This window comes from Thiohalocapsa halophila (genome assembly GCF_016583825.1).
Lineage (GTDB): Bacteria > Pseudomonadota > Gammaproteobacteria > Chromatiales > Chromatiaceae > Thiohalocapsa > Thiohalocapsa halophila.
This window is the reverse complement of the sequence record NZ_NRRV01000016.1, coordinates 49,930-74,728: the sequence shown is the minus strand read 5'-3', so window position 1 is coordinate 74,728 and position 24,799 is coordinate 49,930. Positions and strand designations below refer to the sequence as shown.

Genomic DNA, 24,799 nt, shown 5'->3' with positions numbered 1-24,799 from the left:
TGCGGATGCTGCGGCCAGCGCCGGCCCTAAGCGCCGGCGCTGCCGCGGTGTGCCGGCAAGAGCCAGCCGCCGAGCAACAACAGCACCACGCCGAGCAGCGAGATCCAGTACCAGCCCGGTAGGCCGAAGTCCCCGAATTGGTACACGCCGCCTGCGCTGAACATGACGCCCTCGTCGAAGGGAACGATCCAGCTGACGCCATACCGCAGTCCGGCATCGGGGCCGGCGGCGGGGGCGGCGAAAGTGTTGGCCTGGAGGCCGGCGTCGTCCTCGGTCAGCTCGACGCTGAAGAGCCCGTCGTCGCTACCGATCCACAGCCGCTGCGAGCCGTCGTCCGGGGGCTCGAGGTGCAGCGACAGCATGCGGCTTTGCTCCAGCCCCACCTTGAGCTGCTGCCAGGGCTGCATGGGTGCCGCCTGCCAGTACAGGCCCTTGCTGGTGCCGGCGATGAGCCGGTTTGCCGCCGTGACGACGAAGCTGAACACATTGCCCTGCTGCGGCAGCCCGTCGCTGTTTGGCGCCCAGCTCGCGAGATCTGCCACCGCGGCCGTGAAGACACCGGCGTCGACGGTGCCGGCATGCAAGTAATCGGCGCCGTCGACGGCCTGTGGCTCCAGGCGATAGACATGCACGCCTTGGAGGGCGCGCCGCCAGTCGTTTTGTCCCTCTATCAGCAGGCCGTTGCCCGTGGCCACCACCAATCCGTTGGCGGTGGCGGCTTCGTCGCTGGCGCGCACCGCTACCGGCGGCAGGCCGCTCGGCGCGTTCACCAGGCCGCCGCCGGTGCCGATGGGACCTTCGCTCGGATCGCCGGATAGATCCGCCGCCAACGCGGTGACGGGCTGGTTGCCCAGGTCGACATCGACGCGTCTCCAAGCACCGTCGGTGAGGCGCCACAGCTCCCCGTCCTGGGTGCCGGCGAGGATGGAGCCGTCGTCGGCCCGCGCGAGATCCGTGACATGGCCGGTGCGCGGCGGGTCGTTGACGACCGCGCGCTCGCCGCCGGGCAGCAGAGGGCCTGCGATGATCAGCAGCAGCCCAACGGCCACCAGGACCAGGGCCAGCGTACGGTTGGTGTTCATGGGTTGTCCTCGGTGCAGATGGGTGAGTCGTGGGTGTCCGGCGTGCATGCGCGGCGGCGGCGCTCGACGGCGCGGGGGCGAGTGGATGCGCACGCACCACCGCGCATTATCGCAGGGGCCGCGAGCGGGCGCCGCACCAGCGCGCCGGGCCGAGCGGGCGGCTGTGCCGTGGCGGGCGCAAGGCATGTAGCGGTTGCCGAGGCCGGCGGCAAGGGTACCCGGCTCTGATAGAATGCCGCGCCAGCGCAGGGCGCACACCATGGTCCGCGCCCACGGGCATTGACGGCCCCGGTCGCAGGCCGTAAGCGCCGGTCCGGTCCCAAGCGCCGCCGCAGACCCGGATTCAGACCCAGCCCCAGACCCAGACCCAGACCCAGACCCAGACCCAGACCCAGCTCAAGCTCACCAGCAACCAGCATGACCGTCCGTACCCGCTTCGCTCCTTCGCCCACGGGCTTTCTCCATGTCGGCGGCGCGCGCACCGCGCTCTTTTGTTACCTGTTCGCCCGCCATCATGGTGGTGAGTTCGTGCTGCGCATCGAAGACACCGACCTGGAGCGCTCCACGGCGGAATCGGTGAACGCCATTCTCGAGGGCATGAGCTGGCTCGGACTCGACTACGACGAAGGCCCGTTCTATCAGACGGAGCGCTTCGAGCGATACAATGCCGTTATCGACGAGCTGCTGGACCGCGGCCTGGCCTATCGCTGCGACTGCCCCAAGGAGCGCCTGGAGCGCATCCGCGACATGCAGATGGCCGCCAAGCAAAAGCCCCGCTACGACGGCCACTGCCGGACCCGTCAGGTGGATCCCGAGCAGCCCCATGTGGTGCGCTTTCGCAACCCCGTGGACGGCGCCGTGGTGGTGGACGACCTGATCCGCGGGCGCATCCCCTTCGCCAACGACGAGCTGGACGATCTCATCCTGCGCCGCAGCGACGGCTCGCCCACCTACAATCTGACCGTGGTCGTGGACGATGCGGACATGGGCATCACCCACGTGATCCGGGGCGACGACCACGTCAACAACACCCCGCGGCAGATGAACATCATGACGGCGCTGGGCTTTGAGACGCCGCGCTATGCCCATGTACCCATGATCCTGGGCGCCGACGGCACGCGGCTATCCAAACGCCACGGCGCCGTCAGCGTGGTGGCGTACCGGGACCTGGGCTACCTGCCCGAAGCCCTGATCAACTATCTGGTGCGCCTCGGCTGGTCCCATGGCGACCAGGAGGTCTTCTCCCTAGACGATCTCATCGAGCTCTTCGACATCACCGATGTCAACAAGGCCGCCTCCACCTTCAATACCGACAAGCTCGACTGGCTGAACCAGCACTACATCCAGCACGGTGAGCCCAAGCACATCGCCCGCCTGCTGAGCCCGCACCTGGGCCACCTGGACATCGATCCGAGCACCGGCCCGGACCCGGTCGCCGTGGTCGAGGCGCAGGCGGCACGCGCCAAGACCCTGAAAGAGCTCGCCGAGATCAGTGCCTTCTGCTACCGCGACTTCGACGACTACGAGCCGGCGGCGGCCAAAAAGCACCTGCGCCCAGTGGCGCGCGAGCCCCTAGAGCGTGTGCGCGCAGAGCTAGACATGCTGGCCCTGGCGGATTGGCAGGACGCCGAGCTGCACCGGGTGGTGGAGCGCGTCGCCGAAGCGCTCGGGCTCAATATGGGCAAGGTGGCACAGCCGCTGCGGGTCGCCGTCGTCGGCCGGGCGGCATCCCCCGGCATCGACATCACCTTGCGCCTGGTGGGCAAGGACGCCACCTTGCGGCGCATCGATCGGGCGCTCGCCTACATCGACGCCCGCGCCGCCCAGGCCTGAGCGCGCCCCTGGGCGCGCACGCCCCGCTCAACACGCCGTCGGCCGCACACCACACCCCGGGCAACACGCCATGACCCTGCATGAGACCCAGCAAGCGGCCCTGCGCGACGATGGCCCGGAGGATCTGGTGCACGCGGAGCTGCTCGCGCTGCGCCGGCGCATTCGCGCGCAGATCCTGGGTCAGGAGACCCTGGTGGACCGCCTGCTGGTGGCCCTGCTCGCCGACGGCCATCTGTTGGTGGAAGGCGCCCCCGGCCTTGCCAAGACCACGGCCATCAAGACCTTGGCCGGGGGTGTCGAGGCGGATTTTCACCGCATCCAGTTCACGCCCGACCTGCTGCCTGCGGACCTCACGGGCACCGAGGTGTATCGGCCAGCCGATGGCTCTTTTCGCTTCGATCCTGGTCCGATCTTCCACAACTTACTGCTGGCGGACGAGGTGAACCGCGCGCCGGCCAAGGTCCAGTCCGCACTCCTGGAGGCCATGGGCGAGCGCCAAGTCAGCGTCGGCCGCGAGACCTTTGAGCTGCCGCGGCTGTTCCTGGTGATGGCGACGCAGAATCCGATCGAGCAGGAGGGCACCTACCCATTGCCCGAGGCGCAGCTGGATCGCTTCCTGCTGCATGTGCGCGTGGACTACCCGGACGTGGACACCGAGAAGGCCATCCTCGCGCTGAGCCGCGCCGCAGCGCTGGAAGCCGAGGACGCCGTGGCGCAGCGCCGGGTGGCGCAGGCGCAGATATTCGCCGCGCGCCGCGCGGTGCTCGGCGTCTACATGGCGCCGCAGCTGGAGGACTATCTGGTGCATTTGGTGATGGCGACGCGCGAGCCCGGGCGCTACAGCGCGGCACTGGAGGGCTGGCTGCGCTTCGGCGCCAGTCCGCGGGCGACCTTGGCGCTGGATCGCTGTGCCCGGGCCTTGGCCTGGCTCGACGGGCGCGACTTCGTCATCCCCGAAGACGTACAGGCGATGGCCCCGGATTGTCTTCGCCACCGCCTGCTGCTTGACTATGAGGCAGAGGCGGAGGGCCGCGGCGTCGATGGCTTCATCGAGGTGCTGCTGGCCAAGGTGCCCGTGCCTTAGGGAAACGCCGATTTTTTTCCTGGAGTCCGATTCTGGAACCCCGGTCCTCGCAGCGGCCCGTGTCCGCCTTCCAGCACAGCCCGCCTAGGCAGCCGGCGGCCGGCGGCGGCGACGCGCCCGCTGACGGCGTCGTCGACATTTCCCTCAAGCGGCTCATCGCCTGCCGTGCCCAGGCCCGCCGGCTTGGCCTCGCCACCCGGGGCCGCGTGCTCGCGACCCGTGCCGGCAGCCATCTCTCGCCCTTCCGCGGTCCGGGCATGGACTATGACGAGTCGCGGGTCTATGTCCCCGGCGATGATCCGCGTGCCATGGATTGGCGCCTCACCGCCCGCGCGGCGCGTGCGCACGTCAAGGTCTTCCGAGAGGAGCGCGAGCGCCCCGTCTGGCTGCTGGTGGATCAGCGCAGCAGCATGCGTTTTGCAACCCGCGTCGCCTTCAAGTCGGTCATCGCCGCGCGCGCGGCGGCGCTGCTCGGCTGGGCGGCGGTAGAGCGCGGCGAGCGCGTCGGTGGCCTGGTGTTCGATGAGACGACGCATGCGGAGCAGCGCCCGCGGCCGCGCCAGCACGCGCTGCTCGGTCTGCTCGGGGCGCTGGCGGCCTCGCCGCAGTCCAGCTCGCGTAGTGGTGGTTACGCCCGGCTCGCGGGTGCAGTGGACCGCCTTCTGCGGTTGCGGGCAGACGGTGGCACGGTCTTCGTCATCAGTGATTTTGCGGATATCGGCACGGACGCCAATGACGACTGGCTGCGGCGCCTCGGCCAGCGCTGCGAGGTGGCCCTCGTGGCCGTGCATGATCCCATCGAAGAGACCGCGCCGCCGGCCGGGTACTGGCCGGTGCTCCTCGGCGGCGGCCGTCGGCTGCTGGATACCACCAGCGCCGGGCGTCGCGCCTGGTATGAGCGCGGCTTCCGTCGGCGCCGCGAAGCACTGGCCGATCTGGCGCGCAGGCGCGGCGCTCATCTGCTGACCCTGCGCACGGATTGGCCGGTGGGCGCCAGCCTGGCGCGGGGTCTGGGTCAGCCCGCGGCCGACGCGCCATGAGTCCGGACGCCCTAGCCGGCTTGCGCGACTACCACTTGCCGGAGCCGATGCCGTGGTGGCCGCCGGCGCCGGGCTGGTGGCTGCTGGCACTGGGCGCTGCATTGCTGGCGCTGCTGCTGTGGCTGCGCCACCGCCGGCGCCGGGCGCAGGCGCGTGCGCCGCTGCTGGCCTTGCGGGAGCTGGCGCGGCTGCGAGAGCGCTGGCAGCGTGACGGTGACGATACCGCCTTCGTGCGCGAGCTGGCGCAGCTCATCCGGCGCTATGCCATCAGCCGCTGGCCGGCGGACGACGCCGCCGGTCTTACCGGTGCGGATTGGCGCGGCTATCTGGCGCAGAAATGCGCTGACGCGCCCGCGCCCGTGCGCGCGGCGCTGGACGGCGCCCTGGGGGAAGCCGTCACGCGCTGGCCCTACCAGCCCAGCCCCGCTCAGACCAGCACCGAGCTGGACCCGGCCGACCTCGCGGAGTCCGCGGCGGCGCTGCTCCGCCACGGTGCGGCCGGCACCACCGGGACGCGCGCATGACCAACCTCGCCTGGCCCTGGGCCCTGGCGCTGCTGCCGCTGCCATTGCTCGTGCGCTGGCTGTTGCCGCGGGCGCGTCGCGTCGGCGGCCGCGCCCTGCGGCTGCCCGCCGCTACCGCCTTGGCGGCACTGGCCGGCACACCCGACACGCGGCGGCGCTGGTGGCGCCTGATTGTGGCCACCGCCGCCTGGCTGCTGCTGGTGCTGGCCGCGGCGCGCCCGCAGTGGCTCGGCGAGCCGGCGGCGCTGCCCATGTCGGGCCGCGACCTGATGCTGGCGGTGGATGTCTCCGGCAGTATGGAGCAGCCGGACTTTGAGCTCGCCGGTGCGCCGGCGACGCGCCTCGCCGCGGTCAAGCAAGTCGCGCGGGACTTCATCGAGGGCCGCGTGCAGGATCGCGTCGGGCTCATCCTGTTCGCGAGCCAGCCCTATGTACAGACGCCGTTGACCTATGACCGCGCCGCCGTCGGCCACATGCTTGAGGAGGCCGTGGTGGGCATCGCCGGGCGCGACACCGCCATCGGCGATGCCATCGGCCTCGCCGTGAAACGCCTGCGCGAGCAGCCCCAGGAAAACCGCGTGCTGGTCCTGCTGAGTGATGGCGACCATACCGCCGGCCGACTCGCACCCATGCAGGCGGCCCGTCTCGCCGAGCGGGCCGGGGTGCGCATCTACAGTATCGGACTCGGTGGCGTGGCGGGCGACGGTCGCATCGGCGGCTATCAACTGCGTCGCGCCGGTGATGACCTGAATCCGGCCCTATTGCAAGCCATCGCCGCTGCCACCGGCGGGCGCTATTTCAGCGCGAGCGACACCGGCGAGCTCGCCTCGGCCTATCGCGCCCTGGATCGGCTGGAGCCGAACGTGCGCCAGCTGGAGACCTACCGGCCTGCGCAGGAGCTCTATCCTGCGCCCGCTGCCGCCGCATTGCTGCTGAGTCTGGCGCTGGTGCTCGCGGCGCAGCTGCGCGCCGGCGCCCGCGGCCTCATCGCTGTAACAGGCTCGGCTGCGCCAGGCCCCGCCGGTTCGGCGCGGGAGCACGCCGATGCCCCTTGAGCTGCATTGGCTGCGACCGGCCTGGCTCTGGCTGCTGCCGGTGCTGGCCCTGGTGCTGATCTGGCTTCTGCGCCGGACTCGTCAAGCGCGGCGCTGGGAAGCCCTGGTGGATGCACCGCTGCGGCCCTTTGTGCTCAGCGATGCCGGCGGCGCCCGCACAGGTCCGCTACTGGCAGGCCTCGCCTGCCTTTGGCTGCTGGTGGCCCTTGCCCTTGCGGGTCCGTCCTGGCAGCTGGCAGACAAGCCGGTGTTTCGTATCGCGCAGCCGCGGGTGCTGCTGCTGGACCTCTCGGAGAGCATGACAGCGGCGGACGTGACTCCGTCACGGTTGGCACGGGCGCGGTTCGAGGTCATGGATCTGCTGCGGGGTGCAGACGAAGGCCAGTTCGCCCTCATTGCCTATGGTGCCGAGCCGTTCCTGATTGCACCCTTGACCACGGATGCCCGCACCATTGTCGAGCAAGTACCATTGCTGGAGCCGGCCGTGCTGCCGGTCGGGGGCGAGCGCCGCACGGACCTGGCGCTGGAGTTTGCGGGTCAGCTGTTGCAGCGCAGCGCGGCGCCGGGAGCGGACGTCCTCGTCATCACCGACGCCGTGGCTCCCGCTGAGGAGACCCGCGCCGCGGCCGCGGCCCTGGCGAGCGCCGGGCATCGGGTATCGGTGCTGGCCCTGACTCGGCGTGCCGGGCTGGAGCAGGTGGCGGACGCAGGGGCGGGTATCGTCGTCGCCTCCCGGGCGGACGACCAAGACACGGCGCGCTTGCTCGCACTCCAAGGGTCTCCAGACCCCGCCGTGGGCAGTGAGCAGGTGAGCCTGGACCAGCAATGGCGGGACGACGGCCCCTGGCTGCTGCTGTTGGCGCTGCCGCTGGCGGCCCTGGCCTTCCGCCGCGGCTGGCTGGTCGCCGTGCCGGTGGCACTGCTGTTGCTGCCGCCGACGCCGGCGACAGCCGGGCTTTGGGATGACCTCTGGCAGCGACCCGAGCAGCGCGCCCTGCGCGCGGCGGACACCGGGCGGCTGGAGGCGGCGCTCGCCGGCGTCGATGATGCGCGCTGGCGGGCAGCGCTGCACTACCGCGCCGGCGACTATGCCGGAGCCCTGGAGGCATTGTCGGGCCAGCAAGGGGTGGCGGCGCACTACAACCGCGGCAACGTGCTGGCGCGCCTGGGACGCCTGGAAGATGCCATCGCCGAGTATGACGCCGCCCTGGCGCTGGCGCCGGAGCACGCCGATGCCAGACACAATCGCGGGCTGCTGCGCCGGCTGATGGGCGATCCCGAGGACGTGCGCGCGGCGGTGGAGCCGAGCGGGGACGATCAGCCTGCCAATGGCGACGCTGCCGAGGATGCAGCGGCGGGCGGCGCCGCTGCCGGGGGCGGAGCCGGCGTTACGGATGCGGCCTCGTCGCGCCCGGCGACCGGTGCGGCTGGCCGCTCCGCCCCCGAGGACGCCGCAGCAGGGCAGCCGCAAGGGGGTGGCGACGGTGGTGCGGATGGCGCGGAGCGAGACCGTGAGCCCGGCGGCACGACAGCGGCCGCCGGCGCGACAGCGGCGCAAGATGCAGAGCCGGGTGCGGCGGCGCCCCGGAGCGTAGCAGCGGGCGCCGAGCCCGTGGGCGCCTCCCAGCGCGGGCGCCCCGCGGCGGACGGGGCGGAGGCGGTGCGCGCATTCTCCGGGATCGAAGGCGATGCCGATGAGGCGCAGGCGGACGCGGCGGCGGATGCCTACCTGTTGCAGCAGGTTCCCGATGATCCCGGCCGCCTGCTGCGCGAGCGACTCATGCTCCAGTATCTCCGGCGTCATGGCCGCCTGCACTGAGCCCGGAGGCGTGCGCGCGATGCAGCGGATCGGTCCTGTGCGCAGACGGCATCCCTTGCTGCTACTGGCGGCGCTAGTGGGCGTCGCCGCGAGCCACGGCGAGGCGGCCGCCCCGGTGGCCGTGGACGACCTGCAAAGCAGCCAGCATTGGGTGCAAGTGAGCGAGCCGCCGCCGAGCCAGCCCGGCGGCGGCGATGATTCTCAGGTGGCGCCGCAGGATGTGCTCCTGGAGGTGAGCGCCGACACGGAGGCCCCCTATGTACAGGCGCGCGTGCGCTATCGGGTGCGGGTGCTGGCGCGGGTGCCGCTGCGCAATGCGACTCTGTCCGCACCCCAGGCGGACGGCGCGCTGCTGCGGCGCGTCGGTGGCGATCGGCGCTTCGATGTAGAAGTGAACGGCGGTCGCTATCGCGTCAGCGAGCGGGTCTACGTGGTGGTGGCCGATCGTGCCGGCCCCCTGACCATTATGGGTCCGACGTTGTCGGCGGCGGTGCCGGTGCGAGCTTTGCAAGGCGGCGCGGCGGATGCGCTGATCGAGCGCCGCGCCGTGATTCACCGCAGCGCCCCGGATCTGATGCTGGATGTGCGCCCGCCGCCGGCTGCTGCGGCGTCGCCCTGGCTGCCGGCGGAGTCCGTCTCCATCAGCGAGCACTGGCAGCCGGAGCCTGAGCAAGCCCGTGCCGGCGAGCCGCTGGAGCGGCGCATCGTCATCGAGGCCGCGGGGGTGGGGACGAGTGCCATACCGCCGCCCGAGATGCCGGCCGTGCCGGGGCTTCGGGTCTACCCGCAGCCCATGGATCACCGCCGGCAGGAGATCGGCGATGATCTTAGCCTGACGACCACCCTCACGCAGACCATCGTGCCGACGCTGCCCGGGGTGCTGACACTGCCCGAGGTGAGCGTGCCCTGGTGGAGTCTCGGTATGGACGCAGCCCGAGAGGCCAGACTGCCGGCTCGGGACCTGGTGGTGGCCGAGGGCCTTGGGCCTGCGGCGGCCGAAACAACCGCGGTCGATGCCGGTAAGCGTTGGCGCCAGCGCTTCCGCGAGCGTGCCGCCGCGGACCTCTGGGGACCGCCGGGACTGGTGCTGGGGCTGCTGTTGGGGGGGCTTGCCACCTTGGTGCTTTGGCTGCGCGGGCGCCGACGGCGGTCAGCGGCGGCAGAAGCTGGGCCGGCGGGTACCCAAGCGTCGGACATGTCCGCGGCCGCTTGGGTGCGACGTTTTCGGCGGGCCTGCGACAAGGACGACCCGGTGGCTGCCCGTGCGGCCCTCACGGGCTGGGCAGGAGTCCAGCGGGGGCATGGCGGCACCCGCCGCGGACTCTCGGCCGCGCTGCATGCGCGCGGGGCAGGGGAGGCGGTGCTCGCGCTGGTGCGCGAGCTGGACGCATCCGTCTATGGCCGGCGCAGTGCCGTCGCCGGGCCCTGGCGCGGCCGGGCGCTCATGACGGCGCTGCTGCCGCTGATGGCGCGCTCGAAAGACACGGATACCAATGCCGCCGCGCCCGAGCTCCCGCCGCTGTTTCCCGCACGTCTCCCTCCGCGCCAGGACGGGCGTGCATGACGTCAGGCCGGGTGCTCGGGCGCGGCGCCGCGGTCGTCAGGGCGCCTTAAGGCTCGTTAGGCGCCCCAGCGACGGACCCGGCCCGTGTCGAGGTGGACGAAGTCCGAGCGGGAGTAGTAGCCGACACCACCACGGCCCAGGGTCAGCGCCGCATCACGAATGCTGCGGGTGGGCATCTCCGTGAGGCGCACGTCGATGGCCTTGCCGGTCATGTGCAGGCTGCGGCGGGCAACGCCGGAAGAGGTGCGGCGGAGCATGTTGTTGGTGTGCGGCGAGCGGTAACCGCTGATGATCTCGAAAGTGCCCTCCGAGTGGCCGAGGCGCTCCTTCACGTCGTAGAGGAGATCGAACAGCTGCGGGTCGATGGCGGTTTCATCGCCGGTACGGAAGTCCCGCAGAAAGTTGTTCAGGCGCTGGAGCGCACTGCGCTGGTAATGCTCCCCAATGCGATAGTCGATCCGCAGACGCTCGTCGGTGTGCAGATGGTGGAGAGAGATGGTACGGACATCGGAAGAGGCGCTGCGGCGGGCCCAGACTGGTGCCGAAGCAACAGCTAAGCCGGCGCCGAGAAAGTATCGGCGATTCATTGATTTCCCCCAATTAAACGACTTATCGTGCAGCTTGAGTATAGCTGCCCGGGAAGTGTTTGCAACGGTTTTGGCGCGGTATATTCTGTGCTTGTAGGCAATCACTGATCCCAGAGCTGATGATCAAGCTGCAACTGCCTGTTGGTGCACAAAAACCGTTTAAAGGCCCGGCTGCGGTGTGCTATGGTTTGTTGTATCCTCGCAACCCTAGGGCAGGGCTATAGGGTAAAACCCGTATGCGTGCGCTGTCACCCCCTTTTGGCATTCGAGTGAGCCGGTCCGCGGGCGAGCGCTGCCTCGGACTGTGCATCCTGCTGGTGCTCTGTGCGGGCTCAGCGCCCGGGGCCATTGCGGATGTCTACAAGTACGTGGACAACGACGGGAACGTCTATTTTTCCGACGAGCCGTTATCCGGTGCGGATTTGCAGCTGGAGTGGAAGCGCACCTCGAAGCGCTTGGTGACGGAAAACAAAGCGCAGTCCCAGGCGGCGCGCAAACGCCGCGACGAGGCCATGGCGCGGGTGCAGGCCCGGCTCGATAGCCAGGCGCTGAATGTGTCGGCAGCGCGGCCATCGGCCCCCGTGAGCGGCTCGATGTCCGTGCGGCGGGCAAGGTATCGTGGCCTCATCGAAGCCAACGCCGCGCGCTACGGGCTGAGCGCGGCACTGCTGCATGCGGTGATCCGCACCGAGTCAGCCTACAAGGCCAACGCCTTGTCCCATGCGGGCGCCTGCGGCCTGATGCAGCTGATGCCGGGGACCGCTGCCCGCTTCAAGGTGCACGACATCTGGGACCCGGCCGAGAATATCCGCGGCGGCTCCGCCTATTTGCGCTTTCTGCTGGATCTCTTCGACGGCGACCTCCGCCTGGCACTCGCCGGCTACAACGCGGGCGAGAACGCCGTCAAGAAATACGGCTACGAGATCCCGCCCTATCGGGAGACGCAGAACTATGTCCGCAAGGTGCTGCGGCATCTGGCCGCCGAAGGGGTCGCACACCGCTCTTGACCGCGGCCGCGCCCCTCGCCTGTCCGGGGTGCGGCGTGGCCGCGGCTGCTTTAGGAGGCAGCGCTCGGCGCGGCCATCCCCGGATCAGCCGACGTGGAGATAATCCACGCCCCGGCTGTAGCCGAGGCGGGCGAGCTCGGCGTCGATACGTGGACGAGCGCCGTGGCTCGCGACATAGCAGAGCACCATCGGGCGCGGCCGGCGGCCACGCAGCCATGCTGGGCCGACCACCGGCACACCGCCGATGCGATTGCCCACTTTGCGCGGGTCGATGTCGATCCAGGCCTGCGGCTGGTACCCCTGGGCCAGCAGCCAAGCCGCGCGTTGCCGGGTGCGCCGGCCGGCCCCCCAGAGCACCAGCCGCTCCCGGGCCGCCAGGATGCGGGGATCGGCTGCTAAGTGCGCCGCCCGCAGCCGATCGAACGCCGCGCGCGCATAGCGCGGGTCCTGTCGCGACAGCCGCTGCGGATGGTCGCGCCAGTACAGGAGTGTCTGCGCCACCTTGGCGATGCGATGCCCGGCCTGGTGCAGCCTGAGCCAGAGCTCGTAATCCTCCGGAAAATTGCCGTCCCGATAGCCGCCGGCGGCAATGATCGTTTCGCGCCGCAGCATGACCGACGGGTGTGCGAGCGGCGACTCCAGATAGAGCTCGGCGGCGATGGCGGCCTCGGTGACACAGGCGTTCTGCCAATTGACATAGGCGCGAAAGCCGTCCGTGAGATGCTGCTCCGGGAAGGCCCGCACGCGGCAGCCGAGCACACTGATGCCCGAATCCGCAGTCATTGCCGCGCATTGCCGGGCCAAGCGCTGCGGATGCATGAGATCGTCGGCATCCATGCGCGCCGCCAAGGGTGCCCGCGCCTGCCGCAGCCCGAAGTTCAGTGCGGCCACGAGCCCGGTGTCGCGGGTGCGCAACAGGCGGATGCGCGGATCGAGGCGAGCCTGCTCGCTGACGAGTGCCGGACCCTCATCGCCGGAGCCGTCGTCGATACAAAGGCATTCGAAGTCCCGCCGGGTCTGCCGGCGGATGGAGCTCAGGCAGGCGCCGAGCGTGGGCGCGGCGTCGCGGAAGGGCAGGATGACGCTGATGGCCGGGGCAGGCATAGGCGGCACGCCGCGCGGCGCCGAGGCGATGCGCCGGGCTCGCTCTCTCCAGCGTCTCAGCCGTCTATCCTGCGCGTCGGGGCCGGCGCATCCGTGTCGAGCGTGGATGGCTCGCTGGCGGCAACGACGGCGTGCCGCCCCGGATGATCGCTATTCGCCAGCAGGCTTCGATCGGTGAGTGCGATGGTGACAACGCCGCGCGCCGGCTGGTCAGTCCTCGCCGATGACGCGCTCGTCCCGTGGCGTGGACAGGAGCTTCTCGGCCTCGCCTTGTTGGTTGGCGAAGATCAGGCGATAGTCGCCATCGTCATCAGGGGCGCGTTCCTGACGCAGGCTGCGAACCAGGGCACGCGCTTCCTGGTAGCGATCCTTGGTGTCGATGTAACGCAATTCCAGCTTGGGCGAGAGGCGGTAGACGAAATACGGCATGCAGGTCACCTCGGGGGCATAGCAACGGACGATTTGGCGCGGGCGGCGGATGGTCATGCTGGACGCCGGGGCTGGACAGGGTGGCCGGCGAGCACGTCCGCAGCGGGCGTTCAGTTGCCGGCGGTTTTCGCAGAATCAACGGCGAAACGCAAGGCGCGGCGCGGGTGCCCGAGCCCTCGGAACCCCTGGTCACGGGGCCTGCGAGCTCTATCTGACCGCCGCTGCTCGGGCCAAAAATTTCCTGTACCCGTCATAGGAAAAACCTGGGAAAACCACTACTCGCCCTATGGTAGGCTGCCGGGCGCTATCGGCACGGCAAGAGCCCAAAGCGCCCGCCCGCCGCAGGCATCCTTCTGCGCCCGCCGTCGGCTGTGACCGGGTGCGGCTCTGCGCGCCATGCCCGGATTCTGCCGGCTTCGGCACCCATCAGCGCCAACCTCCGAGGCTTTCATGATCAAACCCGTCGGTTCTACCGAGCTCAAGCCACGATTCGTCTACGATCCGGACCGCCATCACAGCCTGATGCACGAGGCCGAGGGTCTCCCGGCCATCACCATCAGCTCCCAGGCCGCCGGCAATGCGGTCATGATGGGCGGCGGCTATTTCAGCCCGCTCACCGGCTACATGACCGTCGCCGACGCCCTGAGCGTCGCCGAGCGCATGCGCACCACCGACGGCCTGTTCTTCCCCGTGCCGGTGATGTGCCTGGTGCCCGACGTGGCCGCCATCGGCGAGGCCCGGCGCATCGCGCTGCGGGACCCGAACATGGAAGGCGAGCCCGTGCTGGCCATCATGGATGTGGACGCCGTCGAAGAGGTGAGCGATGAGCAGATGCAACGGCTCACCGAGCGCGTCTACGGCACCACGGACCCCGAGCACCCGGGGGTGGCGGCCTTCAACGGCCAGGGCCGCATGGCGCTGTCGGGCAGCATCGAGGTGCTGCACTTCTCCTATTTCCAGGACGACTACCCGGACACCTTCCGCACCGCCGTGGAGATCCGCCACGAGATCGCCGAGCGCGGCTGGCAGCGGGTGGTCGCCTTCCAGACCCGCAACCCCATGCACCTCGCCCACGAGGAGCTCTGCCACATGGCCATGGATCGCCTGGAGTGCGACGGCCTGGTGATTCACATGCTGCTCGGCAAGCTCAAGCCCGGTGACATCCCAGCCCCGGTGCGCGACGCCGCCATCCGCAAGATGGTGGAGACCTACTTCCCGCCGAACAGCGCCATGGTCACGGGCTACGGCTTCGACATGCTCTACGCCGGCCCCCGCGAGGCCGTGCTGCATGCCTACTTCCGCCAGAACATGGGCGCGACCCACTTCATTATCGGCCGCGACCACGCCGGCGTCGGCGACTACTACGGTCCCTTCGATGCCCAGAAGATCTTCGACGAAGAGGTGCCGGAGGGCGCCCTCGACATCGAGATCTTCAAGGCCGATCACACCGCCTTCTCGAAGAAGCTCGGCAAGGTGGTGATGATGTGCGAGGCCCCGGATCACGAAAAGGAGGACTTCGTGCTGCTCTCCGGCACCAAGGTGCGCGAGATGCTCGGCAACGGCATCGCCCCGCCGCCCGAGTTCAGCCGCCCCGAGGTGGCGCAGATCCTGATGGACTACTATCAGTCGCTGAAGTAAGCCAGCGCTCGCGGGGAGCACCGCACCCGCCCGCAGCCGCGGCCGAAGGGCAGCCCGCGCCGATCCACCGGCGCGGGTTTCCCGTGTTTGTGTGCCGGCTGATTGACGGCGTCGATACCGCTCCCGGTTGCGATGCAGGCTACCCGTGAGCCGCGCGGCATCTCAGGCCCGCGCCGCCCGCGGGCTCGAGGCGCTTGTATCCACGCGCTAACGCTGCGGGAGCCGTTGCTGCGCGCTTGCGCCGTCGCCGGCGGCGGCCTGCTCGCCCAAGCGCGCCGGTAGTCGCACGCCCAGCCAAGCGGACAACAGCGCTGCAAAGAAGCACCACACCGATACGAAGGCGTAGCCGTACGCCACCGCGCTGACAATAACCGACACGCAGATCAGCAGGCCGAACCGGCGCGCCAGTGCCTCGGAGGAGGCCAGCAGCGGCACCAGCACCACCAGCGCATAGAGTCCGCGGCCCAGGGGTGCGGTCGGTATGGAGTACAAGAGGATGTTCGGCTCGTAGAGGATGGAGCCGCCGACGATGCTGACACCGAGCCAGTCCGGATTGAGCAGGAGCGGCAGGTAGATGAAGAGCCCGCCAGCGGCGCCTGCGAGCGCCAGCAGCCCGAACAGCAGGCGGCGCTGGGGTCGTGGCTCGACGCTGCGAGCCGCCAGCGGCACCAGCGTCGGCCACAGCACATACGCGAAGGCGAGGAAGCCCAGCGCCAGCAGCGGGGTCAGGGTCGGCGGCGGTACGCCGACGAAATCCCCCAGCGGATCGCCCAGTGCCAGCCAGAGGACCCCCTCCAGCGCCTGCTGGACCCCGAACAGCAGCGGAAACGCCGCGAGCGCCAGCCAGCGCGTGTCCGCTGCCCGGGCGATGCGCAGGGTATGCAGTCCGGCCGGGATGAGCACGGCGCTGGCGGCGAAGCTGGCTGCGGCATTGAAGCACATGGACGACCCCCGGCGGTTGCGGACTCTGTGAGCGGCGCCGCGCCGACAACGGCCGGGGAGGTGCTCCTCACAGTATGGTCCATGGGACCGCCCTCGGGGCTAGACTCTGGTTGACGCGCCCAGCGCCTCGGACTCGGCGGTGCACCGGGGCGGGTGACGGGCTGACGCGGCCCCGGTCGGACTGAGCGTTCGGGTCGGGCCCCATGGCCATTTGTGCGGAGGCGGGATGGAGATGCGGCGTGCGGATATTGCGGGGCTTGGGCTGCTGCTGGGGCCGGCGCTCGCGCTGCTGGTATGGTGGCTCCTGCCCGCCGCCGCGCCCGGCGCCGACGGTGTCGCGGCAGGGCTCGGTCCCGCCGGCCGCGCCACCGCGGCGGTGGCGGTGTGGATGGCCGTCTGGTGGCTCACGGAGGCCGTGCCGCTGGCGGCGACGGCGCTGCTGCCGGTGGTGCTCTTTCCGCTGCTCGGTATCGCTGACATCGCGGCGGCGACGGCGCCCTACGCCAACCCGCTGATCTTTCTCTTTCTCGGCGGCTTCCTGCTCGGGCTCGCGGTGCAGCGCTTCGGGCTGCACCGGCGCATCGCGCTGTGGATTCTGCTGCGGGTGGGCACCAGCCCGCGGGCCCTGGTGGGCGGCTTCATGCTGGCCGCGGCGCTCCTCAGCATGTGGATCAGCAACACCGCTACGGCCATCGTCATGCTGCCCATCGGCGTCAGCGTGCTGCGGCTGCTGGCGGAGCAGGGCGGCGGTGACGACTCCGCCGTGTCCATGCGCGCCTTCGGCACCGCCCTGGTGCTGGGCATCGCCTACGCCTGCTCCATCGGCGGCACCGGCACCCTGGTGGGCACGCCGCCGAACCTGGTGCTGGCGGCCTATGTGCGCGAACAGTATGCGCTGGACCTGAGCATGGTCCGCTGGCTCGGCATCGGCCTGCCGCTGGTGGCCGTGCTGCTGCCGCTGACATGGCTCTATCTCACCCGCGTCGCCTTCCGCCTGCCGTCGACGCCGCTGCCCTGCGGGCGGGCGGTGCTCGCCGACGAGCTGGCCCGCCTCGGGCCCATGGGCTTGGGCGAGCGGGTCACCGCCGCGGTGTTCGGGCTGACCGCGGCGGGCTGGCTGCTGCGCCCGCAGCTGGCGGCCTGGACCGGGCTCGACGGCCTCACGGACGCCGGCGTCGCCATGCTCGGCGCGCTGGTGCTGTTCATGCTGCCGGCGGGGCCGCGGCCGGCACCGGGCGAGCCCCGGCCGCGGGCACTGGACTGGGAAACCGCCAAGGCCGTGCCCTGGCAGATCCTGATCCTGTTCGGCGGGGGGCTCAGCCTGGCGTCGGCCATCGCCGGCACCGGCGTGGACGGCTTCATCGCCGCCGGCCTCGGCGGCCTCGGCGGGCTGCCGCACTGGGTGCTGGTGCTGGCCGTGGCCGCGCTGGTGGTGATGCTGACGGAGATCACCAGCAACACGGCGGTGACCACCACGCTCATGCCCGTGCTCGCGGCCACCGCCGCCGCCACCGGCGCACCGCCCGGCCTGCTGCTCACCGCCGCGGCCCTGGCGGCGAGCTGCGCCTTCATGCTGCCCGTGGCCACCCCGCCCAACGCCATCGTCTTCGCGTCCGGCCAAGTGACCATCGCGCAGATGGCCCGCGCCGGGCTCGGCCTCAACCTGCTCGCGGTGCTGGTGGTGACGGCCGTGGTCACGCTCGGCGGGCGGCTGGTGCTGGCTTAACCCGCCGCCCAAACACAAAAACGGTGACAGTATACTGAATGACCCAGAAACGGGGACGGTGTACGCAATTGAGCGGGTTCACCAAAAAAGGTGACGGTATACGTAATTGGGTTCGGTACGACGACGTTAGGGAATTGAAGAAACTGTCACCGTTTCCCTTTGGCATCCTGTGGGTCCGGACGTCAGGCGCAGTGCCTGCCGCGGGTCCGGGCCGTCGCAATCAATCAGCATCGTTGGCCCGGGCGCCCGGCAGCGCCCGCAGGAAAAAGGTCTTGAGGTAAGCGGTCTCCGGGATGGCCGGGTGCACCGGATGATCCGGCCCCTGGGCGCCCGCCAGCAGCAGCTGCAGCTCGTGCTCGGTGCGGCGCGCCGCGGACTGGACGGTGCGCAGGAAGGCCTCGCGGCTCAGGTGGAATGAGCAGGAGGAGGTGATGAGCAGCCCGCCCGGCGCGAGCAGCCCGAGCCCGAGGCGGTTCAGGCGCTCGTAGGCGCGGGTGCCCTCGCGCTCGTCCTTGCGGCGCTTGATGAAGGCGGGCGGGTCCAGAATGACCCGGTCGAAGCGGGCGCCGTCGTCGCGCAGCGCCCGCAGGACCTCGAAGGCATCGCCGTGCAGGGTGTCGATGCGCGCGGCGAGCTCGTTGCGCTCCGCGTTGGCGGTGACCCCGGCCAAGGCGCTGTCGGCACTGTCGACGAATGCGACCGATTCGGCGCCGTCGGCGGCGGCCCCAAGGCCCCAGGCACCCAAATAGCAGCAGACGTCCAGCACCCGCCGGGCCGGGCCGAAGCGGTGCTGCGCGCGGCGGTTGTCCGCCTGGTCGAAGAACCAGCCGGTCTTCTGCCCGCCCGCCGGCGCCACGGCGAAGCGCAGCTCGCCTTCGGTGAGCGTGATGGCGCCGGGGTCGTCGCCGAGCACCCAGTGAATCCCCTGGGCCAGCCCCTCCACCTCGCGCATCGGATTGTCGTTGCGCAGCACGATGTGCGTGGGCCGCAGCACCTGCTCCAGGGCGGCCAGCACCAGGGGCTGGAGGCGGTCCATGCCGGCGGTGGTGATCTGCACCGCGAGCAGATCGCCGTAGCGGTCCACCACCAGGCCGGGCAGGCCGTCGCCTTCGCCGTGCACCAGGCGATAGAAGGGGGCCTCGAAAAGCTGCTCCCGCAGCGCCAGCGCCGCACGCACCCGCTGCACCAGGAGGGCGGCGCCGATGGGCTGACTGCGCCGCCGGCTCACCAGCCGCGCACAAATCAGGGAATGCGGGTTCGCATAACCGTGGCCGAGCCAGCGCCCGCGCTGGGCGATGATCTCCACCGCCTGGCCGGGCTCCAGGTCCGCAAGCGGCGTGGCCGCGGTGTCCACCTCGTTGCTGTAGACCCAGGCATGGCCCGCCAGCAGGCGGCGTTCCTGGTCCTTTTTGAGACGCAGCGGGACGGAGTGCATGGCTGGGACCTCGGCGCTGTGGGTAACCGCTCAGCTTAACGGCAAACACCGGGTCATGTCCTACGCCGACGCCGGCCGGTGCTCCCTCACCGATCGCGCGGTGTCAGTCGGGCGATGGCTGGCGTCCCCCGGCGGCCAGCAGCGCCGCGGTGGCGGTACGCAGCTCGGCCACGACGGCGGCGGCGCCGCTGCAGCCGAGCCGGGCGGCGCAATCGCTGGGGTCCGCGTGCTGGAGCACGCAGGCAATGAGGGCGTGACGCTGGGCTCGCGAGATGATGTCCGCCGCCGGCTCTCCCGGGAGGACGGCCTGAAGCAGCCGGTGCAGCGCCGGGCGCGTCGCATCCAGCCCGCGGTCGGCGTTGGCGAAGGCGTGCAGCTCCCGCAGCTCCAGGTCATCCAGTTGCACGCTGGCGCTCGGCGCGGCGGCCAGCAGCTCGGCGACCACGGCCGGCTCCAGGTCCCGCAGGGGGCCAGCGAGCAGCACCGCCAGCCGCGGGACCAGCCGTTGCCGGCCGAGCTGCAGCACGGCTCCGCCGGCGGCCGTCAGCGCGCGCAGCACCACGGCGGCGTGGGCACCGCTGGCGGCATTGCGGCGGCTGCCGATGTGCACGGGTACCAGGTCGCAGCCGCGCCAGAAGCCGATCAGCTCGGGTGTCGCGCCGAAGCTGGCCCCGAGCAGGTCCGCGCCCTCGTCGGCGCCGGCGCTCGCGAGGTCCGCCAGCAGGCGGCGGCCGAGACCCCGACGCTGCACCGCCGGATGCACGGCGATGCGCAGGATGCGCCGGCAGTCGAGCCCGGGGGCGTCGAGCAGCCCGGCGTGGGCGCTGAGCGTCTGCGGCAGCAGATGCCCGCGGGGACGGCGGCGGCCGGTGAAGATGGGCTCATGCAGGTCTGCCGGCAGCCGCCCCTCGCGGCCGCTGACGGCCACCGCGAGCAGGGTCTCGCCGGCGCGCAGCCAGTGCACGGCGATGCCCGGTGCGTCCAGGAGCTGGCGCAGGTCCGAGGGGCGGGTCTGGTAGTGCCCGAGCACCAGCAGCCCGAAGGCCTGGCGCAGCCGCGGCTCGTCGGCGGCGAGGGCGTCGCGCTCCGGCGTCTCGAAGCGGATGTCGGCGGGGCCGGCGGTGGCGAGCGCTGCCTCGGCATCCGCATCCGCCGCCGGCTCGGCGTCCAGCAGCAGGGCCCGATCCAGCAGCGCCTCCAGCGGGTCGCCCGGCGCCCAGCGGATGGGCTGGCTCAGGCGCAGCGCCCGCCAGCCGGGCCTGAGCCGGGCCAGTACGGCGCGGAAGCGCACCTCGAAGCCGCGCCCGGTGCCCTCGTAGCCGTGCACCGTGGTGGCGAAGACGACGCGCGGGTAGCGCTCCAGCATTCGCGACAGCAGCGGGGCCGGGATGGCGGCCGCCTCGTCCACCAACAGCAGGTCCGCCGGCGGCGTCTCGGCGAGCAGCGCATCCGGTGGCAGAAAGCGCGGCGCGGCATCGCCGGCGTGGCGCAGCACCGCCTCGGCTGCCGCGCGTCTGGGGGCGGTCAGCAGGATGGTTTTGCCGCCGTCGGCCTGGAGCCGCGCAGCCGCCAGGCCCATGGCGCCGGACTTGCCGCGGCCGCGGTCGGCGGTGATCACCAACGGGCGCTGCGAGCGGCCGTTGGCGGTGGCGAGGATGGCCGCGACGGCTTCTGCTTGGTCGGGTGTCGCGGCCTCGGTCTGCGCATGGTCCGATGTGGGTCCGGTGGCCGTGGGCGTGGCTCTCGGAGCCGAGCGGAGCACCGAAAGGCTCAAGCCATGACCTGCGGTGTCCGCGGCCGGGGATGGCGCGTCCGCGGACACCGCGGGCCCGTCGACTCGCCGCACCGCCAGGCTCGCATCCAAAAGGCCGCAGAGACGCCGAATCAGACGCCCGGTGACGGCGGCGGCGCCATGGGGGAAGCTCGCGCAGCGCTCGGGGGCGGGGTCGGTCCACCTGGGCCAGTCCGCCGGCGGCGGTGTCAGCAGCACCAGCAGCCCGCCGCCGCGCAGTGTGCCGGCGGCGGCGCCCAGCGCGTCCAGATCCAGCCCCGCCCAAGCATCCACCACCAGCAGGCCGCACTCGCCGCCCAGCCCCGACGTGCGCCGATTCGGATCGGCAACGCGGCCGCGGCTGCCGAGCCAGCGGGTGTCCGGCAGCGCCAGCGCGGCCGCGACGGCCTCTGCCGCCGCCAGCGTCCAATCCGCAGAGCCCGCGAGCCACAGCAGGCGGCGCTCGCCGCTTGCGGCGACGGCGGCCAGGAGCTCGCTGAGGCTGGAGAGGATGGGTGAAGTCAGGGGGCTGGCGCTCGCAACAGGCCCGAAAGCGGGGACGGTATACCGATCTCGGCGGTCAGTCAGTCTGCATGGTATCGGATACAGGGCAATTGAGTGTACTGTCCCCGTTACTCGTCCCCGTTACTCAAGACTCGGTGAAGGTCAGTGACGAGGCAATCCCGTATACTGTCCCAAAACGTCGGGGATAGCTCAGGGGCTGTCCCACCCTGCAATTCAGGTTACCGTCCCCGCAACCGATGGTAACCATAACTTGCCGGCAACTGGATGCGGCGGGTCTCAGGCGGCGCGCTCCAGCGGCAGCTGGTGGTAGCGCTTGCCGGTGGCCGCCGCCAGGGCGTTGGCCACGGCCGGGGCGATGACCGGGGTCGCCGGCTCGCCGACGCCGGTGGGCGCCTCATTCGACGGCACGATGTGCACCTCCACCTCGGGCATCTTGTCCATGCGCAGCACCAGGTAGTCGTGGAAGTTGGATTGCTGCACGGCGCCGTCCACCAGGGTGATCTCGGACATCAGCGCCGCGGACAGACCGAAGCCCATGCCGCCTTCCATCTGCGCCACCACCACGTCGGGGTTCACCACGGTGCCGCAGTCCACGGCGATAACCACCCGGTCCACGCTGAAGCCGTTGTCGTCGTCCAGCGTCACCTCGGCCACCATGCCGACATGGCTGCCGAAGGACTTGTGCACGGCGATGCCGCGCCCGCGGCCCTCGGCCAGCGGCGGGTCGTACCAGCCCCCCTGCTGGGCGGCGAGCTTGAGCACGTCGCGCTCGCGCGGGTGCTCGCCCATCAGCGCCACGCGGAAGTCCACCGGGTCCGTGCCGGCGGCGGCGGCGAGCTCGTCCATCATGCATTCCACCGCGAAGGCCGTGTGGGTGGAGCCCACGGCGCGCCACCACTGCACCGGCACGGGCAGTTCCGGGGAGTGCAGGTCCAGATGCCGGTTGGGGATGGCGTAGGGGAGCTCCTTGGCGCCCTCCACGGAGGTCTGGTCGATGCCGTCCACCACCAGCGCCGGCTCGAAGGCGGTGCCGGTGATGATGGATTGGCCGACGATGCGGTGCTGCCAGGCGACGGGCTTGCCGTCGGCGTCGAGCCCGGCGCGGACCTTGTGCAGATACAGCGGCCGGTAGAAGCCGGCGCGGGTGTCGTCCTCGCGGGTCCAGATGAGCTTGACGGATGTCTTGCCGCCGGCCGCCTTGAAGATGTGCGCCGCCTCGACGAGGTAGTCCGACTGTGGGTTCGCGCGCCGGCCGAAGGAGCCGCCGGCGTAGAGCATCTCGATGCGCACCTGCTCGGGCTCAAGGCCCAGCACCTCGGCGACCGCCTGCTGGTCGATGGTCTGGAACTGCTCGCCGTTGACCACCCGCACGCCGCCGTCGGCGTCCGGCGTGATGACGCAGTCCATGGTCTCCATGGCCGCATGCGCCAGGAAGGGCACGCTGTACTCGGCCTCGACGACGGTGGCGGCAGCCGCCAGCGCGGCCTCGGCATCGCCGACGCGGGTGACGGTCTTGCCGGGCTCTTTGGCGCGCCGGCGGTAGTCGGCGAGGATCTCCTTGGAGCCTTGCTTGAAGGCGTCGGACTCGTCCCAGTCCACCGTCAGGGCATTGCGGCCCTGCTGTGCGGACCAGAAGTCGTAGGCCAGCACGGCGACGCCGCTCGGGATTGCCACCGCCTCCACGACCCCGGGCACGGCCTCGGCCGCGCTTGCGTCGAAGCCCCGCACTTTGGCGCCGAAGCGCGGCGGGTGGGCGACACAGGCGGTGAGCATGTTCGGCAGCCGCACGTCCTGGGTGAACTGGGCGACCCCGGTGCACTTGGCCTTGCTGTCCTTGCGCGGCAGGAAGGCCTTGCCGATGAGCTTGAATTCGGACGGGGCCTTGAGCTTGGGCTCGTCGGGGACCGGCTGCTCGGCGGCGGCGACCGCCAGCTCGCCGAAGGTGGCGCTGTTGCCGCTCTTGGGGTGGCTGACCACGCCGTCGACGACGGTGATCTCCGCCGCCGGCACCTGCCAGCGCGCGGCGGCCGCGCCCACCAGCATGGCGCGGGCGGCGGCGCCGGCCTTGCGCATCTGCTCGAAGGCGTTGGCGATGGCCGTGCTGCCGCCGGTGCCCTGCACGCTGCCCCAAAACAGATTGTTGTAGCGCTCGGCGTCTACCGGTGCGCCTTCGGGCTGGATCTGCGCCCAGCGGGCGTCCAGCTCTTCGGCCACCAGGGTCGGCAGGCCGGTGAAGGTGCCCTGGCCCATCTCAAGGTGCTTGCAGACGACCGTGACATTGTCGTCCGTGGCGATGCGCACGAAGGCGTTGGGGGCGAAATCGCCCGCGGCTGCCGCCCCGCCGCCGGCCATGCCGGGACCGGCGACGCGCTCCGGGCCCGCCATCTGGCCCCGGGCCGGCAGCCAGACGCCGAGCGTCAGGCCCGCGGCGGCGCCGGTGGAGCTCTTCAGGAACCGGCGGCGGCTCAGGTTGACGATTTTTGGGTTGCTCATGCTCGTCTCCTTGGGCTCTGTGTGCCTGACTCAGCCCAGCGCCTGCGCGGCCTTGTGGATGGCCCTGCGGATGCGCGCATAGGTGGCGCAGCGGCAGATGTTGCCGGTCATGTTGGTGTCGATGGCGGCGTCGTCCGGGGCCGGGTCGGTGGCGAGCAGCGCTGTCGCCTGCATGATCTGGCCCGACTGGCAGAAGCCGCACTGCACCACGTCCAGGTCCTGCCACGCCTGCTGCACCGCACTGCCCACGGCGCCCCGCGGGCCGTCGGCGAGCCCCTCGATGGTGGTGATGTCCTGGTCCGCCGCCGCGCTGACGGGCACCGAGCACGAGCGCACCGCCGCACCGCCCAGATGCACGGTGCAGGCGCCGCACTGGCCGATACCGCAGCCGTACTTGGTGCCGGTGAGGCCGACGTGCTCCCGGAGCGCCCAGAGCAGGGGCATCTGCGGGTCGATGTCCAACTGGTGTGTCTCGCCGTTGACGCGAAGCTCGATCATCGCGGTGACCTCCGTACGGATGGACGCGGGGCGGTGGGGGGAGAGCGGTCTGCCGGCAGCGCCGGCACGCTGTCATGGTAACGCCAATGTCGGCGCGCCGGCCGCGATGCCAAGGTGGCGTCATTCGCTGATCCGGCGCGGCTTGCTCCCCCGGCGGCCGACCTCTGCGATCTCTTGTCTCGTGGTTGACAATCTTGCGATTGGTTATGCCGATGGATTCGGTCGACACAATCGTCTATATATGCAAATGAGAAGCGCTATCATTCTCATAAATCGCATACAGCCTTGGAGCAGACCCATGACCAAGACCATCACCTTCGCGATCATGCACTTCAGCGTCGCCTTCGGCGTGACCTATGCCCTCACCGGCGACATCGTCGTCGGCAGCGCCGTGGCCCTCGTCGAGCCCGCCGTCAACACCGTCGCCTACTACCTCCATGAGCGCGTGTGGGAGCGCATCCGGCGCTACCGGGCAGCGCGGGGCGGGCGCGGCAGCGGCACGGCCATGCCGATGGCGGCTTGAGGGGAGTCCGCCTAGGCGGCGATGGGAGAGACCGCCGCAGCGACTTTTGGGGAGGTGGGCCGCAGGGTGCGCAAATCGCGCCAGCCCGAGTGGCAGCGCGTCACGTTGCTTCGGGCGATT

General features: G+C 70.8%; 20 protein-coding genes. 11 read left to right on the top strand and 9 right to left on the bottom strand.

What is annotated here, in order from left to right; translation table 11 throughout:
- Positions 1 to 26 precede the first annotated feature (26 nt).
- Positions 27 to 1,082 (bottom strand): ligand-binding sensor domain-containing protein, encoded by a 1,056-nt coding sequence (locus CKO31_RS08905; protein WP_200236058.1) that lies wholly within the window; start codon positions 1,080 to 1,082, stop codon positions 27 to 29.
- 417 nt (positions 1,083 to 1,499) lie between these two features.
- Between CKO31_RS08905 and gltX the strand changes: the two genes are divergently transcribed.
- The 7 genes from gltX to CKO31_RS08870 all read left to right on the top strand — a co-directional run bounded on the left by gltX (position 1,500) and on the right by CKO31_RS08870 (position 10,001).
- On the top strand, positions 1,500 to 2,915 hold the full coding sequence (gltX, locus tag CKO31_RS08900) for a glutamate--tRNA ligase (RefSeq protein WP_200236056.1): 1,416 nt from the start codon (positions 1,500 to 1,502) through the stop codon (positions 2,913 to 2,915).
- Positions 2,916 to 2,985: 70 nt separating this feature from the next.
- A complete protein-coding gene (locus CKO31_RS08895; RefSeq protein ID WP_242475251.1) occupies positions 2,986 to 3,999 on the top strand; it encodes an AAA family ATPase in 1,014 nt (337 codons plus the stop codon).
- Positions 4,000 to 4,058: 59 nt separating this feature from the next.
- Entirely contained in the window at positions 4,059 to 5,039 is a 981-nt protein-coding gene (locus tag CKO31_RS08890; RefSeq protein ID WP_200236054.1) for a DUF58 domain-containing protein, read from the top strand.
- Complete coding sequence (locus CKO31_RS08885; protein WP_200236052.1) at positions 5,036 to 5,563, top strand: DUF4381 family protein; 528 nt, start codon at positions 5,036 to 5,038, stop codon at positions 5,561 to 5,563. Before CKO31_RS08890 ends, CKO31_RS08885 begins: the two co-directional genes overlap by 4 nt.
- Positions 5,560 to 6,618, top strand: a complete 1,059-nt coding sequence (locus CKO31_RS08880) for a VWA domain-containing protein (RefSeq protein ID WP_200236050.1) — start codon at positions 5,560 to 5,562, stop codon at positions 6,616 to 6,618. Before CKO31_RS08885 ends, CKO31_RS08880 begins: the two co-directional genes overlap by 4 nt.
- Entirely contained in the window at positions 6,608 to 8,437 is a 1,830-nt protein-coding gene (locus tag CKO31_RS08875) for a VWA domain-containing protein (protein ID WP_200236048.1), read from the top strand. Before CKO31_RS08880 ends, CKO31_RS08875 begins: the two co-directional genes overlap by 11 nt.
- Positions 8,438 to 8,474: 37 nt before the next feature.
- On the top strand, positions 8,475 to 10,001 hold the full coding sequence (locus CKO31_RS08870) for a BatD family protein (protein WP_200236046.1): 1,527 nt from the start codon (positions 8,475 to 8,477) through the stop codon (positions 9,999 to 10,001).
- Positions 10,002 to 10,057: 56 nt separating this feature from the next.
- Here the strand turns inward: CKO31_RS08870 and mepK are convergent, their stop codons facing one another.
- A complete protein-coding gene (gene mepK / locus CKO31_RS08865; protein WP_200236045.1) occupies positions 10,058 to 10,588 on the bottom strand; it encodes a peptidoglycan L,D-endopeptidase MepK in 531 nt (176 codons plus the stop codon).
- Positions 10,589 to 10,857: 269 nt separating this feature from the next.
- Here mepK and CKO31_RS08860 point away from each other — a divergent pair, with 269 nt between their 5' ends.
- Positions 10,858 to 11,595 (top strand): transglycosylase SLT domain-containing protein, encoded by a 738-nt coding sequence (locus CKO31_RS08860; RefSeq protein WP_322789118.1) that lies wholly within the window; start codon positions 10,858 to 10,860, stop codon positions 11,593 to 11,595.
- Between the two features lie 84 nt (positions 11,596 to 11,679).
- Here the strand turns inward: CKO31_RS08860 and CKO31_RS08855 are convergent, their stop codons facing one another.
- Entirely contained in the window at positions 11,680 to 12,699 is a 1,020-nt protein-coding gene (locus CKO31_RS08855) for a glycosyltransferase (protein ID WP_200236041.1), read from the bottom strand.
- Positions 12,700 to 12,909: 210 nt separating this feature from the next.
- Entirely contained in the window at positions 12,910 to 13,185 is a 276-nt protein-coding gene (locus CKO31_RS08850; protein ID WP_306341724.1) for a hypothetical protein, read from the bottom strand.
- Positions 13,186 to 13,578: 393 nt separating this feature from the next.
- Between CKO31_RS08850 and sat the strand changes: the two genes are divergently transcribed.
- The gene (gene sat, locus CKO31_RS08845) at positions 13,579 to 14,766 is read left to right on the top strand and encodes a sulfate adenylyltransferase (protein WP_200236039.1); all 1,188 of its coding nucleotides are present in this window, start codon (positions 13,579 to 13,581) and stop codon (positions 14,764 to 14,766) included.
- 207 nt (positions 14,767 to 14,973) lie between these two features.
- On the opposite strand, the gene CKO31_RS08840 is transcribed toward sat, so the two are convergent.
- Positions 14,974 to 15,708, bottom strand: coding sequence for a DUF6629 family protein (locus CKO31_RS08840; protein WP_200236037.1), 735 nt, complete (start codon positions 15,706 to 15,708; stop codon positions 14,974 to 14,976).
- A gap of 226 nt (positions 15,709 to 15,934) precedes the next feature.
- Between CKO31_RS08840 and CKO31_RS08835 the strand changes: the two genes are divergently transcribed.
- Positions 15,935 to 17,434 carry an SLC13 family permease gene (locus tag CKO31_RS08835; RefSeq protein ID WP_242475250.1) on the top strand — a complete coding sequence of 500 codons (1,500 nt, stop codon included), beginning with the start codon at positions 15,935 to 15,937 and terminating at the stop codon, positions 17,432 to 17,434.
- Positions 17,435 to 17,654: 220 nt separating this feature from the next.
- Here the strand turns inward: CKO31_RS08835 and CKO31_RS08830 are convergent, their stop codons facing one another.
- From CKO31_RS08830 to CKO31_RS08815, 4 genes are all read right to left on the bottom strand, one after another.
- A complete protein-coding gene (locus CKO31_RS08830) occupies positions 17,655 to 18,869 on the bottom strand; it encodes a class I SAM-dependent rRNA methyltransferase (RefSeq protein WP_200236035.1) in 1,215 nt (404 codons plus the stop codon).
- 103 nt (positions 18,870 to 18,972) lie between these two features.
- Positions 18,973 to 21,153 (bottom strand): tRNA(Met) cytidine acetyltransferase TmcA, encoded by a 2,181-nt coding sequence (locus tag CKO31_RS08825; RefSeq protein ID WP_498370612.1) that lies wholly within the window; start codon positions 21,151 to 21,153, stop codon positions 18,973 to 18,975.
- Between the two features lie 288 nt (positions 21,154 to 21,441).
- Entirely contained in the window at positions 21,442 to 23,658 is a 2,217-nt protein-coding gene (locus CKO31_RS08820; protein ID WP_200236031.1) for a xanthine dehydrogenase family protein molybdopterin-binding subunit, read from the bottom strand.
- A 30-nt stretch (positions 23,659 to 23,688) separates the two neighbouring features.
- Positions 23,689 to 24,156 (bottom strand): (2Fe-2S)-binding protein, encoded by a 468-nt coding sequence (locus CKO31_RS08815; protein ID WP_200236029.1) that lies wholly within the window; start codon positions 24,154 to 24,156, stop codon positions 23,689 to 23,691.
- A gap of 298 nt (positions 24,157 to 24,454) precedes the next feature.
- Between CKO31_RS08815 and CKO31_RS08810 the strand changes: the two genes are divergently transcribed.
- Entirely contained in the window at positions 24,455 to 24,679 is a 225-nt protein-coding gene (locus CKO31_RS08810; protein ID WP_200236027.1) for a DUF2061 domain-containing protein, read from the top strand.
- The last annotated feature ends 120 nt before the right edge of the window (positions 24,680 to 24,799 follow it).

Bases quoted from the DNA above. Each gene is read 5' to 3' on its own strand.
- CKO31_RS08830 (WP_200236035.1), bottom strand. From the start codon at position 18,869: ATGCACTCCGTCCCGCTGCGTCTCAAAAAGGACCAGGAACGCCGCCTG.
- CKO31_RS08835 (WP_242475250.1), top strand. From the start codon at position 15,935: ATGGAGATGCGGCGTGCGGATATTGCGGGGCTTGGGCTGCTGCTGGGG.
- CKO31_RS08815 (WP_200236029.1), bottom strand. From the start codon at position 24,156: ATGATCGAGCTTCGCGTCAACGGCGAGACACACCAGTTGGACATCGAC.
- sat (WP_200236039.1), top strand. From the start codon at position 13,579: ATGATCAAACCCGTCGGTTCTACCGAGCTCAAGCCACGATTCGTCTAC.
- CKO31_RS08855 (WP_200236041.1), bottom strand. From the start codon at position 12,699: ATGCCTGCCCCGGCCATCAGCGTCATCCTGCCCTTCCGCGACGCCGCG.
- CKO31_RS08880 (WP_200236050.1), top strand. From the start codon at position 5,560: ATGACCAACCTCGCCTGGCCCTGGGCCCTGGCGCTGCTGCCGCTGCCA.
- CKO31_RS08810 (WP_200236027.1), top strand. From the start codon at position 24,455: ATGACCAAGACCATCACCTTCGCGATCATGCACTTCAGCGTCGCCTTC.
- CKO31_RS08895 (WP_242475251.1), top strand. From the start codon at position 2,986: ATGACCCTGCATGAGACCCAGCAAGCGGCCCTGCGCGACGATGGCCCG.
- CKO31_RS08850 (WP_306341724.1), bottom strand. From the start codon at position 13,185: ATGACCATCCGCCGCCCGCGCCAAATCGTCCGTTGCTATGCCCCCGAG.
- mepK (WP_200236045.1), bottom strand. From the start codon at position 10,588: ATGAATCGCCGATACTTTCTCGGCGCCGGCTTAGCTGTTGCTTCGGCA.
- CKO31_RS08820 (WP_200236031.1), bottom strand. From the start codon at position 23,658: ATGAGCAACCCAAAAATCGTCAACCTGAGCCGCCGCCGGTTCCTGAAG.
- CKO31_RS08875 (WP_200236048.1), top strand. From the start codon at position 6,608: ATGCCCCTTGAGCTGCATTGGCTGCGACCGGCCTGGCTCTGGCTGCTG.
- CKO31_RS08905 (WP_200236058.1), bottom strand. From the start codon at position 1,082: ATGAACACCAACCGTACGCTGGCCCTGGTCCTGGTGGCCGTTGGGCTG.
- CKO31_RS08840 (WP_200236037.1), bottom strand. From the start codon at position 15,708: ATGTGCTTCAATGCCGCAGCCAGCTTCGCCGCCAGCGCCGTGCTCATC.
- gltX (WP_200236056.1), top strand. From the start codon at position 1,500: ATGACCGTCCGTACCCGCTTCGCTCCTTCGCCCACGGGCTTTCTCCAT.
- CKO31_RS08885 (WP_200236052.1), top strand. From the start codon at position 5,036: ATGAGTCCGGACGCCCTAGCCGGCTTGCGCGACTACCACTTGCCGGAG.